Source organism: Hyphococcus luteus, from assembly GCF_002943565.1.
In the GTDB taxonomy this organism is placed as follows: domain Bacteria; phylum Pseudomonadota; class Alphaproteobacteria; order Caulobacterales; family Parvularculaceae; genus Hyphococcus; species Hyphococcus luteus.
Window position 1 is genome coordinate 41,639 of record NZ_PJCH01000006.1, and the last position, 13,251, is coordinate 54,889.

The window sequence follows — 13,251 nt, forward strand, 5'->3', positions numbered from 1 at the left end:
GATCGGAAGCAACGCTATTAAGCAATTGGCTTGGATCTATCGAAGCGAGCATAGACGAAGAGGCCAGGATTCTCCGCCTTTTGAGAAATCCGTTCCATCGGCTTTTCTTCGCTTGTTTGGAACACTTCTAATGCATGGTTACCGGATCGAAGGCGAATATGGGAGAAGCGGTTCGCCAGCCCTTTGAACAACGGCGTGAATCCGTGACCGCGACAGGAATCGGCATGTCTGGACACTCCCTCGGATACGGCCAGCCGCAACGCCTGTCCGGCATCGTCGAGATCAGCAAATTTTGGATTGTCGCGCAAGCTTTGGAGAACACCCCGTCCGCGATCTGCGACGACGACTTCGAGGATAGAATCGTCCATGCAGAATGCGACAACGCTGCCAGCAAATGAACCTGCGTGTTCTGCGATATTCGAGCGAAACTCGCCTAACATTGCGACAACACCGTTTTTGGTCCTTGTGTCAAAGCCGCCGGCATTCATCGCGGCAGAAATCCGAATCTGAAACCCCGTCCAACCGCCGTTATTGAAAATCTGATCGGCACATATCCATCCCAAAGGCGCGCCCGACATCTGTGTACGGGTCTTCCCATTGATTGTGTCGTTCACAAGCCCTGAAAAGCGTCCGCTTTTCAGGCTGGGGCGCTCCCACAATGGAGACTGCCAGTTCTCTGAAACCGAAAGACCTTCAATGATAGGCCCTAGACGATTTAAAGAAATTTCAGGCAGACTGTATGAGGACACGCGATTGAGCGCGACTCCAAGCGCCAAATCGTCAAGTGACTTGAAGTCAAGTTCAATGGGTTCTTGCGTCACTTCAATCAGGCCGCGCGCGCCAAATGGTGACGGGTTGCGAATGTCACTTCATCGACATTGTGTTGGAGCAAATCGTCGAGGTGAGCTCCTTCCGGCGTTCTTTGAGACACCCAATCCAATCCGGCGTTCCCTGATCGAATTGCCGATTGCCGATGCATGGTCTTCATGAACGCATTCGTATCGATATAGAGTACGTTTCGATAGACGCCGCGAAGTATCGGCAAAATGCGCTGGTCGCCGCGAATAACAAGGTCCAGCGGACGGCCGGATTGTTGGGCGAGGCGCGTCAGATGCTCGATGTGCATATCCTTGACCGGATACCTCCCAGCACCCGTCGAAAATTCGTATGCGATCGACTTTATTTCCGGTCGTTCGGCAACATACGCCACCCAACGAGCGGAATCTGTTTCATTGCGTATATGCGGATGCAGCGAGCAAGGAATGCCAGCGACGTTGAATTCCGCTTGCACCATCCCGATGCGCTTCAAGGCGCTAAAGTTGCTTGTCCTCGGGACATCATTGAAAAGACTGAAATTGGGGGGAGTGACCAGAGCGATCCCCATAGCCGCAATTTCCTTGAGAAGAGGCGCCCGGGCTTTTCGACCGAGGCTCCACCAAGGCTCGACAAAATGCTCTTGTTCGATGCCGGTGATGACGAGGTGAGAATCTGCTCTTATCTTGAATGCGCTCGCAAGGGCTGAACGGTCTGCGTACTTGAGCGTACCCGTCCGCAAATTTACGAGATCACGTAGCTTTATTGCGACGATCGGCGCGATCAACAGCCCCGTTCTCCGCTTGCCATGCAAAATCAGTGGCGCGGCGCCTCGAAGCGCCGGAGCCCGCAAGGGAGCCGAGTGCGGAATGTTGCCAAAATCAAACCCGCCGATTTCGCGGATCTGCGCATCAAAATTCGGATTTTGCCGGCAAACCGTCTCGCAATCTGGCTTGCCGCCGCAGCAGTGATTGTAGCAATACCCGGCGCCTTCTTTCGCAGCGATGCCGCCGCAACGATTGAAGTCAGCGCATCCTTGGCAAAACAGATTGGTGGAGCGTCGGTAAGGGTTGTGGGCGAGGTCGCGCAGAGCGGTCCTGTTTTTGTCGCGATTGCCGAGTGTGTCCTTCAACATAAGTCGATCTCTACCGTGCCAGACAATGGATTTACATTTGCGATGGTCCCCGGGGCCAAACCGCTCCGCTGACGGACATATTCGACAACATCGGGAGGTGGGTTGTTTGCTTCAAGGACTTTGGTGATGCCTCGGGTGCCGATCAGCGCATCACCATCGAACTCGAGTTTCACATCGTCGCCAGCGCTCAGGGAACTTGCGTTTGTCGGGTTGCCGAGGAACCGTCGCGGACACGCCGCAGGTGAGTGATCGAAGAGATCGCCGTTGACGACGTCCCGCAGAGCGGTGTCGGTATGCTTCTTAAATGTTTTTTGCGCGGCCTTCTTAAGCTCAACACCCATCCTATCACCATGCGGGCCGGTAAATTTTTGCCCGTCCTTTCGTAAGCTCCATCAACACGCCCCTGTCGGCGAGCGTGCGAAGCCGGTTGTTCCATGCCGTTGTGTTCTGAAGCTGCTCTGTGCGCCCGTAAGCGTCCGCAAGCGAACCCGCGTCGGCTTCGCCGCGCTCCGCCACCATTTCGAATGTGCGTTGGTGTTTCGGATCGAGATCGCCAAACAGGCGCGGATTGGAAATGACACCGGCGGGATCGCAAGTGCACAGGATCAACGCGTCCTTGCCAGCTTGGGTGAGGATGGCAAGCTCATCTTCGACGACACTCGGGACGTTCGCCAGCACTGGGTACCAGGTCGAGCGCCGCGCGCGCATGTGGTCTTTGAGGCCAAACACGCATTCCCGGAGGAAACTCGCTGTCGCCAGCTCGATGCGGCCAAAATTCAAAACGAGCGGCCGCGGAGAATTCGGGGGAGTCGAGCATTCGCCGAGTATCGACAGAAAGGCATTTCGCCCTTCGATCGCCCCCGAAAGCACGCCTTGGTTCGAGAACTCCCACATATCAATCATTGCACTGCCATTCCTTTTTGATGTCAGTGAGATAAAAAATTATGGCGGCAGCGTCAAGCCTCAAACGCTTCAATACTAGATATTGTGGTAAATTTTGCTCATTTCGTCCATAACCGGGGGGTTCTTAGCGGCCTAGTTTAGACGACTCCGGACCTGCCTCTACGTCGATCTCACATCAGAAATTTCTTGAAACTTTCATTTTTTGGAAGTATCGGGATATTTATGAACAAACTGGTTCAAGCACTGGAAGAGGCTGGCTTCGGGGATCGGCTGATCTCGGAAAAGCAATTGGCGCGCATCGTAGGCGGCGGCGCTGCTCGGCGCTACGGTCTTGTGAACCGTGCGCTGAAGCAGCGGTCGCTCGTACGGATCAAACGCGGCCTCTATGTGCTCGGCGGAAAGCAAGCGACAGGATTGCACCCGTTTATCGTGGCTCAAGCGCTCCAACCGGGGAGCTACGTCACGTTTGAATCGGCGCTCTCCTACCACTCCTGGATTCCTGAAGCGGTGTACTCAACCGCGAGCGTAACCCCGAAGCCGAAAGCGATTGAGCTCACGACTGATCAGTTCGGTCATTTCAGCTTCCATACCATCGCGGTGGAGCGATACGGCTTTCTGGAATCCGTCGACCGGATCCAACTCGGCCCATCGGTTGCGCTTGTGGCCCAGCCCTTACGCGCTTTGATGGATCTTGTGGCGTTCAGAAAGGTCGAATGGCAAGGAATGAGCTGGCTGGAGCAAGGCCTGCGCATCGAGCAAAGCCATCTGCAGGCTTTACGGAAGCCGGACTTTTCGAGACTACGTCACGTCTACAAGCACCAGAAGGCACGGAACTTCCTGCAAGCCCTGGAAGCAGACGTGATGGCGCTGAAATCTGCGGGCAAGGTGTGAAAAGGCGTGGTGTATGATTGACCTGATCCGAGAAAAGCTTCGCGCCTACGGGGCGACCAATCGACTGGAAGAAGAAAACGCGACCAAGGAAATTCTGCAGGAGGTCGCCCTCTACGGTCTCTGGAAGGCTGACTTTTTCGACAAGGCCGTGTTCCAGGGTGGAACCAGCCTGCGGATATTGCACGGCCTGCCGCGCTTTTCCGAAGACCTAGACTTCATGCTGCTGGAACCGAACCCAGGCTTTGACTGGTCGCCTTATCTCGCGAATCTGATGGAGACGTTTGAGACGTTTGGCATCAAGCCGGAAGCTAAGCCCAAAGGCGAAATGGATAAGCGTATAAGGGCGGCCGTTATCAAGGACACGTCGGTAGCAGGCCAGCTAGAGCTGGCGTTTGCTGATCGACACCCCGATAAGAAAATCAATATCAAGCTGGAGATTGACGTCGAACCGCCGGCACACTCGGGCGATGCGTGGACATATCTGGACTTCCCGACCGACTATGAAGTGCGCCATCAGGATCTGCCTTCTAATTTTGCCCTAAAAATCCACGCATTGTTGTGCCGGGGGTTTTTGAAAGGGCGTGATTGGTACGATTTCTCTTGGTACGTTTCCAAAAGCTTGACCCCAAATCTGCCGCACCTCCAATCGGCGCTTGTGCAATTCGGTCCCTGGGCCGGGGAGGACGGACTTTCAGTCGACAAAGAATGGCTGGAGCGCGAACTGACGAGGGCGATTGAAGCGATAAACTGGAACGATGCGAAGGATGACGTCCGTCGATTCCTGCGGCCGGAAGAACTGAAATCGCTGGAACTGTGGAGCAGCCGATTTTTTCTCTCCAAGCTCGGTAAGCTGATAGGCAACATTCGTTAGAATTGCTGCGAGAACCGTAGTAGCGGCGTCTTAAACCTTGCTGGGTCGGCGACGCCGATATTCCGGACCTTGACGACGCGAAATATTCGTAGCGAGGCCTATAAAAAGGCGAATCGCGTAGACGTTGCTGCTTCGAGAACGGGCGCTCCAGAAATCCGCTAATGCGGCCGATTTTTTGCTACACATTTTGCTACACATTCCGCTACACACTCAAAGATTTTTTTCTTTATTTTCAATTGGTTGTGCGCTCCGAGTTTAACGGAGCGCGGACTCTCTCTCCGCCACCCCATCACCCATTAATATATTGAAAATATTGAATATTTTTCAATTCTCATTGGTGTGGCGGAGCATTTTCGCTAAATTTGCTACACAAAATGGATTTCGACCCATCAGTTTTCGGATGCTACTGGCGGACTTCTAGTCCGTCAGTCATGCCGGCGGTCCAGAGAAACAGGGCAGTCTTACCATTACTAGGGTGTGAACCCAATTTAGCAGGCTGATTATTTGTGCAAAGCGTGATTCAGGAATTCCCGAAAGGGAGTCGGGTATGGCGCGTTTTGATTCGTCGGATGAAGAATGGACGGTAGTCGAACCGCTTTTGCCGGAACAGAGCAGCGGTCCGCAGCGCAAAACGGTCGCGAGACCTTGAACGACATCTTCTATATTCTGCGCACCGACGCGCCATGCCGGGATTTGCCGGCGCGCTATGGTCCTCGAACGACGGTTTATAATCGTTATGTGCGATGGGACGAACGCGGCGTCTGGAACGGCATTTTCGATGCGCTTGCAGAAGAATGCGAAGACAGCCTGGTCTTCATCGATGCTTCGATTATCAAAGCCCACCGAACCGTCAGCGACTCAAAACGGGGAACTGGCGGAAGGTATTAGACGCTCACGCGGTGATCGCACAAGTAAAATTCATACGCCGTAGACACAATAGCCCCCCTTGAGGCTCGAAATCACCGGCGGACATATTTCACGACAGCTAGGTCATGTCCGCTTTTCTCGACTGAAGCAAGCCGCCGCTCGCCCAGCTTGGGTGACCCACACTCGAAAATCTGGCGCTCAATAGTGTAGAAAGAAACTCCCCCGCCAATTGCGTTTTGGGCTGGCAAGTTTCAGCATTACTCGCGCAAATCCAGAGGCAGCACCGTCGGTCACTAAGGGAGCTTGGCGGCATTTTCAGTGTTGTCTTATTATAAGAAACCCTAGCATAGTCATCATTGGAACACGATGTTTGAACACAAAGGCTCTGTCTCCCGTTCAATGGCGATCCTGAAACTTCTGGCGCGTCATCAAAGCGGCATGAAGCTGAAAGACATCGCCTCGGAACTCTCGCTTCCTTCGAGTTCAGTACATCGTCTCTTGCAGACTCTCGTTCAGTCAGGTCTGGCCGAACGCGGCGAACAACAAATCTACAGAGCCGGTCCGGACCTCTATCACATCGCCTGGATTATACGCTCACGATTCGATCTGGTGACTTTGAGCCGGCCATTCCTCGAGCGTTTATGGCGCGCTTATGACGAAACAGCCGTATTGGCCGCTTATAACCGCGCGCACCGTACTGCAACGATAATAGATACAATCCTGACATCGCATCCCCTTCGCCACGCGATGGAAGTCGGTATGGAGCTGGAACTGCCCTGGGGCTCTATCGGGAAAAGCATCCTCGCCTACCTTTCCGATGACGATATTCGCATTGTCCTCGCTAACGCATCCGTCGGTCCGCTAAGCGGCCAGCCTTTGCCTGCGAATGATGTGATCCTGGAAGAGCTCGAAGACATCCGGCGTGATAAATGCGCTGTCTATTCAGATTCCAATAATGATGTCGCCGGCGTTTCGGCGCCCGTCTTTTTGCCGAACAGAGAAATCGTCGGATGTATCGGCCTAACCATGCCGGCGGTTCGGCGGGCCCGGCACGACCTGGATAATATGTCTGCTGCGGTGCGCGAATCGGCCATCGAGCTGACAAAACTCATCGAATTTTCAACCACCTCCTGAGCCTAACCCACTGGCTGAAATTCCGTATAGTGGAATTGTTTATCCCGCTATACGAACTTTCTTGATTTGTTGACTTCTCAACATATGATGGCCTCAACCGTCCAAAAGAGACGCTCAAAACTGTTAATCAGCAGCCAGGGGAAACGCCGTGAACACTATTGCATTCAAAAAGAGGGTCTCATCCGCCGCATCGCTGCTGGCGCTGACGGCCGGATTCAGCTTTGCCAGTCAAGCATCGCTCGCCCAAGATGAGGCCGCGGAGAGTTCTGGCCGGGACACCATTATCGTCACAGCCCAGTTCCGCGAACAAAACCTTCAGGATACGCCGCTCGCAATCACCGCTCTTAACGCCGACATGATTGACGCGCGTGGGTATACGGATCTGTCCGATGTCGGACAGACTGCGCCGAACGTGACCTTGCGGCCCGCCGCAGCCCCTTACGGGCCGGCGGTTGTCGCTTATATCCGCGGCGTCGGACAGCGCGATTCGACATTCGCCCTTGAACCGGGCGTCGGCATTTATATCGACGACGTTTATTTCCCGACTCTGCATGGATCGCTCATTGAACTGATTGACCTCGACCGCGTCGAGATCCTGCGCGGGCCGCAGGGCACGCTTGCCGGTCAGAACTCGATCGGCGGCGCCATCCGGCTTTATTCGAAAAAACCGGCAGGCGAAGGACAAGGTTTCGCGCAGCTGACATATGGAAGCTATAACCGGCTCGAACTGCGCGCCGCACAGGACTTTTCAATCATCGAAGACGAGCTGTTTGTGCGCTTCTCAGGCACGGGCGCACGCAGCGATGGGTTCATCAAGCGCTACGATTACGCCTGCACCCATCCGGGCTCGAACATTCCGAGCGTGTTGACCACGGCCGACGATTGCCAGATCGGCACAGAAGGCGGCAAGAGCTATCTTGCTGGCCGCGTCGCCGTGCGCTGGGAGCCAACGGACCGGATTTCCGCCGACATCGTCGCCGACATCACCGAAGACGACAGCGAGGTGGGCCCCTCGACCCTGCTGTTTGTCGGCCAGGGGTCGGATCCAGGAACCATTGTCGCGGGATCGGGCGGCGCGCCCGCCTATTTCCTGAACGGAGAACCGTATGGCACGGCCATGGGGTCGCCCTATATCGCATATTCTCCATACGGAAATTTCGCCCTCGATCCGTTCAGCGACAGCCCCTATATCAGCTATGAGAACTATACCGATGTCGATCCGCGCGACGGCAGCGCTCCATGGCAGGCGCCGCTTCAGGCCTCGAATGACAGCTGGGGCATTTCAGCCAACATCCAGGTGGATCTCACGGACTGGCTGAACGTCATTTCGATCACGGGTTATCGCGAATATGACGGCACCTATTCTTCCGGCGACGGCTCGCCCTTCACGCCGACGGCCGTGTCGAACCGCGTCTTCAACGAGCAGTTCAGCCAGGAGATCCGGTTCAACGCCAATTTCAACGATGTCTTGAATTTGACGGTCGGCGGCTTTTATTTCGACAAGGAAAGCCGCAACGCCTCGCGCGTCACCCTGGTGCCGTTCAACTTTACCGAAGTGAACGTCATTCCGGCGAAAACAAAGGCGGTCTTCGCAAACGCCGATCTCGCGGTCACGGACAGGCTGAACATTATCGGCGGCATCCGTTATACAGATCAGGAAAAGACTTTCGAATATGGCCGTTTCGGGATTCTCGGCTCCGACGCCGCCTTAAACGGCTCGGCGAACCCGATCCTGATGACGCCGGGCGCAGACGGCGCAGTGCCCTGGCAATTGGCGGGGATCAATGATCTTGTCGGCGAATTCAAAGGCGACCGTGTGGATTACCGCGCTGTCGTTCAGTATCGCTGGATTGACGGGCTGATGACTTACGCCCAGTTCTCGACAGGATTTAAGGGCGGCGGCATTAATCCGCGTCCATTCTTCCCGGCGCAGGCCCTGCCGCATGATCCGGAAACGCTGAACGCCTATGAAATCGGCTTCAAGTCGAGTTTCATGGACAATCGCGTCACCCTGAATGCGGCCGGCTTCGTCAACAAATATGACGATATTCTCGTCACCACCGCTTTCTGTCCGCTCCCCGGCGCGCCGCCGTCGCCTTGCGCCCTGCCCTTGAATGCGGGCGAGGCGACGGTGAAAGGCTTTGAAGCCGAACTCGCCCTGCGCCCCGTGGACGGGCTGATGATCGACGCATCGCTCGCCCATCTCGACTTTGAATATGATTCCATTTCCGACGCCGCCGCGAATTCCGGCATCGGACTGGAAGACAACGGTCAGTATATCCAGGACATTCAGTGGAGCATCGGCGCACAGTACGAGTTTTTCGTCGCCGGGTTCGGCACCCTCACGCCGCGCGTCGATGTCAACTTCGAAGATGACTATCACCGCAACGCCAACAATGTGGATGCGGCCACAGGCGCAGAGGATATTTTCGGCCACATTGGCTCGCGCACGCTCGTGAATGCGCGCCTGACCTATACGGATCCGAGCGAAGCCTGGCGCATCTCGCTCGAAGCCAAAAACCTGACCGACGAGCTCTACTACACGGATATTTTCGACAACCGGGGCTCGACCAACTCAATTCAGGGGCGTCCCGGCATGCCGCGCACATTCGCCGTGACACTGCGCCGTAATTTCTAGACGCGCCTGAACGCCGGAGGCGGGCGCCCTTCCCGCTCGTCTCCGGCGCGACTCCGAAAAACCAAGGAGAAAGAATTGTCCGTCACCGCAAGCACCTATGGGACATCAATGAGCACCGACGACCGAACCATTGTTGCAGGACTGCCTATCCCTGAGTTCAAGCATATCGGCGTCGAACCGATCAGCGGCGCTTGCGGCGCAGAGATTTCGGGAGTCGATCTTCGCAATCCGCTCCCGCCCGAAACGCTCGAGGAGATTTTGCTGGCCTTCGAGCATTTCCTTGTCATCGTCTTCCGGGATCAGGACCTGACGCCCGAACAGCATAAGGCCTTCTCCCTTCATTTCGGCGAAATCACCGAAATACCGCAGGCGCCGACTTATGACGGCCATCGCGACATGCAAGAGGTTCGCAGAGAAGCCGACGAGCCGGAAAACGTCGTTCCGTCATTCGAGAATTTTCACACCGACAGCCCGTTTCTGCTGCGCCCGCCGCTCGGCATCGTCATGCGCGCCCTCGCCGTTCCGAAATTCGGCGGCGATACAGCGTTCTCGAACGCCTATCTGGTCTATGAAAACCTTTCCGACGGCATGAAGGAACTGGTTGACGGGCTGCAGATCGTCTATTCGGGAAAGCATATATGGGCCAATAACGAAAAGCTTCCGCCGGAAAAGCGGCTTCGCCTGCGCGAGTCGCATGACTTTCAGGAAGACGAACTTGAAAATATTCATCCCGCCGTGCGCGTTCACCCGCGCACGGGTCGAAAAGCCCTCTTCGCCAATACGGCCTATTTCCAGCGGTTTGTCGGCTGGAGCGAGGAAGAAAGCCGGGCTTTGCTCAACTACCTGCAAAGCCTCGCGCAACGGCTTCATTATCATTGCCGTGTCCGGTGGAAGAAAGACACGCTGATTGTCTGGGACAACCGTTTCCTATTGCATCGCGGCGTCCATGACTTCAAATATGAGCGGCGCCATCTCATTCGCACGACATTAAAGGGTGAGCGTCCTCTCGGTCCTTCCGATTTTCCGCCGGCAAAGTAATTCACGATGAAAATGAGCGCCGCAATTGCGCAAATCCTCAAGCGCGAGGGCGTGGACGTTATCTTCGGCTATCCGCGCAATGCGGTCCTTGAAGAAGCGGCCAGCGCAGGGATCAGACCTGTCATCGTCCGCCAGGAACGCACCGGCCTCCACATGGCGGATGCGCTCTCGCGACTGACGCGCGGCAAACGCATGGGAGTTTTCGCCATGCAGCACGGCCCCGGAACGGAAAACGCCTATGGGGGCGTTGCGCAAGCCTATTCTGAATCAGTACCGGTGCTGGTCCTGCCGCAAGGCTATGCGCGCCGCCTCGCCTATGTGCCGGACAATTACAACGCCTCTCTTTCCATGCGCGATGTGACGAAACACGCAGAGCCCATCACGGACGCCGCAGAAATTGAGAACGTCATGCGGCGCGCTTTTACACAGTTGCGCAATGGCCGGCTGCGGCCCGTCCTCGTTGAGATGCCTTCGGACTTGCTCAATGCGCAAACCGCCGAGCCCGTCGGATACCGTCCTGTTCCAAGGACACGCTCCGGGCCCGATCCCGACGCCGTGCGTGAAGCTGCGCGAACCCTCGTCGGCGCCGAACGCCCCGTCATCTATGCCGGACAAGGCGTTCACTGGGCGGAAGCGTATGACGAATTACAGGCGCTCGCCGAACTCCTGGCTGCGCCCGTGAGCACCAGCCTTGAAGGCAAAAGCGCATTTAACGAGCGCCACCCCCTTGCGCTTGGGGCGGGCGGCGCGGCGACGCCGGGGCAATTGCGCCGATTTCTGGATGATGCAGACGTGATTTTAGGGATCGGATGCAGCTTTTCCGAAACGGCGTTCGGCGTGAGAATGCCGGAAGGCAAACGCGTCATTCACGCAACCCTCGACGCAGCCGACTTGAACAAATCCGTCATTTGCGAGTTGGCGCTGACCGGGGACGCCAAGTTGACACTCGCCATGCTGCGCGACGCCTGCGCCGGACTGATTGAAGGCAAGCGCGAGATATCGCGTACGGCTGAAAAAATCGCGGCGGTCGAGAAAGAATGGATGCGTGACTGGCTTCCACTTCTTACCTCAGACGAGACGCCGTTGTCGCCTTACCGCGTGCTGTGGGATCTGCAGAGCGCCGTCGATGTCGGCGAGACGATCATTACGCATGATGCGGGCAGTCCGCGCGACCAGCTTTCTCCTTTCTGGAAAACGACAAAGCCGATGACCTATATCGGTTGGGGCAAGTCCACCCAACTTGGCTATGGCCTGGGCCTTGCCATGGGCGCAAAGATCGCCTGTCCCGACAAATTGTGCGTCAATGTCTGGGGCGACGCCGCCATCGGATTTACAGGCATGGATTTTGAGACCGCCGTACGCGAAAAGCTGCCGATCCTTTCCATCTTGCTCAACAACAGCGCCATGGCGATCGAACTGGATCAGATGCCGGTTGCAACTGAAAGATTCCGTTCAACGGATATATCAGGCGATTACGCCGCTTTCGCCCGCGCCCTTGGCGGTTATGGGGAACGGGTGAGCGAGCCGGAGGAGATAAAACCGGCCATCGCACGCGCGATCGCCGCCATTGAAAACGGGCAACCGGCGCTTCTTGAATTCATCACCTGCAAAGAAACGAGAGCCTCAAGGCTATGAGCGAAACGGCAAATGCAAAGCGCCAGGGCGCCGGAGACTGGTCGCCGAACGCCGTTTATACGCTCGTTTTCCTGTGTCTGATTTCGGTGTTCAACTATCTCGACCGATCGATCCTGGGTCTGGCGCTGCCTCTGATCAAGGCGGAAATGCACGTGACCGATGCGCAGCTCGGGCTTGTTTCCGGTCTCGCCTTTGTTCTCTTCTATTCCATTCTCGGCGTCCCCATCGCCTGGGCGGCGGACCGCTGGAATCGCAGAAACATCATCGCCATCGGATTTGCGTTCTGGAGCGCCATGACGGTGCTGACGGGGTTCGTGGCGAATATCTGGCAACTGGCGCTTACGCGATTTTTAATGGGCGCCGGGGAAGCGACCGGTCTGGCGCCTTCAAACTCCATCCTCTCCGACACATTCCGCGCGGAAAGGCGTCCCCTGGCGCTCGCGATCTTCGGCCTTGCAAGCTCAATCGCTTTCGTCGTTTTGTTTCCGCTCGCGGGATGGATCGCTGAGCATCATGGCTGGCGCGCCATGTTTATCTGCGCCGGAGTGCCCGGCGTTTTATTCGCGTTGGTGTTTTTTCTGACCGTCAAGGAGCCTGAACGCGGCGCGACCGAGACCGCTCCAACCAGAAAGCTCCCTGAAAATATCGCCGCCAGCCTGCGATATCTCTTCAAGACCCGCAGCTATGTTTTCATTCTCGCCGGCGCGACATTCATGGGGGCGAATGTCTTCGCGGCCGGCGCATGGACCCCGACATTTCTGTCGCGCGTGCATGATATGAGCATGGCGGAAGTCGCCGCCTCCATCGGGCCTGTCAGGGGGATCCTCGGCGCATTGGGCGTCCTTCTCGGCGGCGTCATGATCGACCGGCTCAATCCCCGTTATGTCAGCTGGCGCATAAAAATACCGGCCATCGCCTGTATTCTGGCCGGACCAGCGGAAGCGCTGTTCCTGCTCGGCGACCCGAAAGCCTTATGGCTCCTTGGATTCGCCGCGACGAGTTTTTTCACGCTCATACACCAGGGCCCGATTTTTGCGGCGGCCATGAATGTCGCCCGCATTCGCATGAGAGCGCTCGCGATCGCCGTGCTCGTCTTTTGCGCAAGCCTCCTGGGCCAGGCGGCGGGACCGCTTATCGTCGGCGTGCTGAACGACATGCTTGAGCCCCAACTCGGCAAGCTCGCCGTTCGCTATTCTCTATTGATCATTGCGGTCACGCCCGTCCTTTCCGGCTTGTGCTTCTGGCTGGCCGCGGCAAGCTATGAAGGCGATATGGCTCGCGCAACAGATGAGTGAGCGGCGATGAATGCGCCCGCAAAAATGGCGA

12 protein-coding genes are annotated in these 13,251 nt (G+C 56.5%); 8 read left to right on the forward strand and 4 right to left on the reverse strand.

The window, feature by feature from the left end; translation table 11 throughout:
- Window positions 1-17: 17 nt before the first annotated feature.
- From CW354_RS23080 to CW354_RS10955, 4 genes are read right to left on the reverse strand one after another with little or no spacing between them, the layout of a single operon-like run.
- Window positions 18-821, reverse strand: a complete 804-nt coding sequence (locus CW354_RS23080) for a hypothetical protein (protein ID WP_133162279.1) — start codon at window positions 819-821, stop codon at window positions 18-20.
- Window positions 822-826: 5 nt separating this feature from the next.
- Window positions 827-1,948 carry a hypothetical protein gene (locus tag CW354_RS10945; protein ID WP_104830128.1) on the reverse strand — a complete coding sequence of 374 codons (1,122 nt, stop codon included), beginning with the start codon at window positions 1,946-1,948 and terminating at the stop codon, window positions 827-829.
- Complete coding sequence (locus CW354_RS10950; protein ID WP_104830129.1) at window positions 1,942-2,289, reverse strand: hypothetical protein; 348 nt, start codon at window positions 2,287-2,289, stop codon at window positions 1,942-1,944. The genes CW354_RS10945 and CW354_RS10950 overlap by 7 nt, the downstream gene beginning before the upstream one ends.
- 4 nt (window positions 2,290-2,293) lie before the next feature.
- Window positions 2,294-2,851 carry a hypothetical protein gene (locus CW354_RS10955; RefSeq protein ID WP_133162280.1) on the reverse strand — a complete coding sequence of 186 codons (558 nt, stop codon included), beginning with the start codon at window positions 2,849-2,851 and terminating at the stop codon, window positions 2,294-2,296.
- Between the two features lie 222 nt (window positions 2,852-3,073).
- Here CW354_RS10955 and CW354_RS10960 point away from each other — a divergent pair, with 222 nt between their 5' ends.
- The 8 genes from CW354_RS10960 (at window position 3,074) to CW354_RS10995 (ending at window position 13,220) form a co-directional block, all read left to right on the forward strand.
- Entirely contained in the window at window positions 3,074-3,742 is a 669-nt protein-coding gene (locus CW354_RS10960) for a type IV toxin-antitoxin system AbiEi family antitoxin domain-containing protein (RefSeq protein WP_104830131.1), read from the forward strand.
- 13 nt (window positions 3,743-3,755) lie between these two features.
- A complete protein-coding gene (locus tag CW354_RS10965; protein ID WP_104830132.1) occupies window positions 3,756-4,613 on the forward strand; it encodes a nucleotidyl transferase AbiEii/AbiGii toxin family protein in 858 nt (285 codons plus the stop codon).
- A 576-nt stretch (window positions 4,614-5,189) separates the two neighbouring features.
- A complete protein-coding gene (locus CW354_RS10970; protein WP_104830133.1) occupies window positions 5,190-5,501 on the forward strand; it encodes a transposase in 312 nt (103 codons plus the stop codon).
- Window positions 5,502-5,846: 345 nt separating this feature from the next.
- The gene (locus CW354_RS10975) at window positions 5,847-6,614 is read left to right on the forward strand and encodes an IclR family transcriptional regulator (RefSeq protein WP_104830134.1); all 768 of its coding nucleotides are present in this window, start codon (window positions 5,847-5,849) and stop codon (window positions 6,612-6,614) included.
- 148 nt (window positions 6,615-6,762) lie between these two features.
- Window positions 6,763-9,252 carry a TonB-dependent receptor gene (locus CW354_RS10980; RefSeq protein ID WP_104830135.1) on the forward strand — a complete coding sequence of 830 codons (2,490 nt, stop codon included), beginning with the start codon at window positions 6,763-6,765 and terminating at the stop codon, window positions 9,250-9,252.
- Window positions 9,253-9,327: 75 nt separating this feature from the next.
- On the forward strand, window positions 9,328-10,290 hold the full coding sequence (locus CW354_RS10985) for a TauD/TfdA dioxygenase family protein (RefSeq protein ID WP_133162281.1): 963 nt from the start codon (window positions 9,328-9,330) through the stop codon (window positions 10,288-10,290).
- Between the two features lie 6 nt (window positions 10,291-10,296).
- Window positions 10,297-11,925 (forward strand): thiamine pyrophosphate-requiring protein, encoded by a 1,629-nt coding sequence (locus tag CW354_RS10990; RefSeq protein WP_104830137.1) that lies wholly within the window; start codon window positions 10,297-10,299, stop codon window positions 11,923-11,925.
- Window positions 11,922-13,220, forward strand: a complete 1,299-nt coding sequence (locus CW354_RS10995; RefSeq protein ID WP_104830138.1) for a spinster family MFS transporter — start codon at window positions 11,922-11,924, stop codon at window positions 13,218-13,220. Before CW354_RS10990 ends, CW354_RS10995 begins: the two co-directional genes overlap by 4 nt.
- Window positions 13,221-13,251 lie beyond the last annotated feature (31 nt).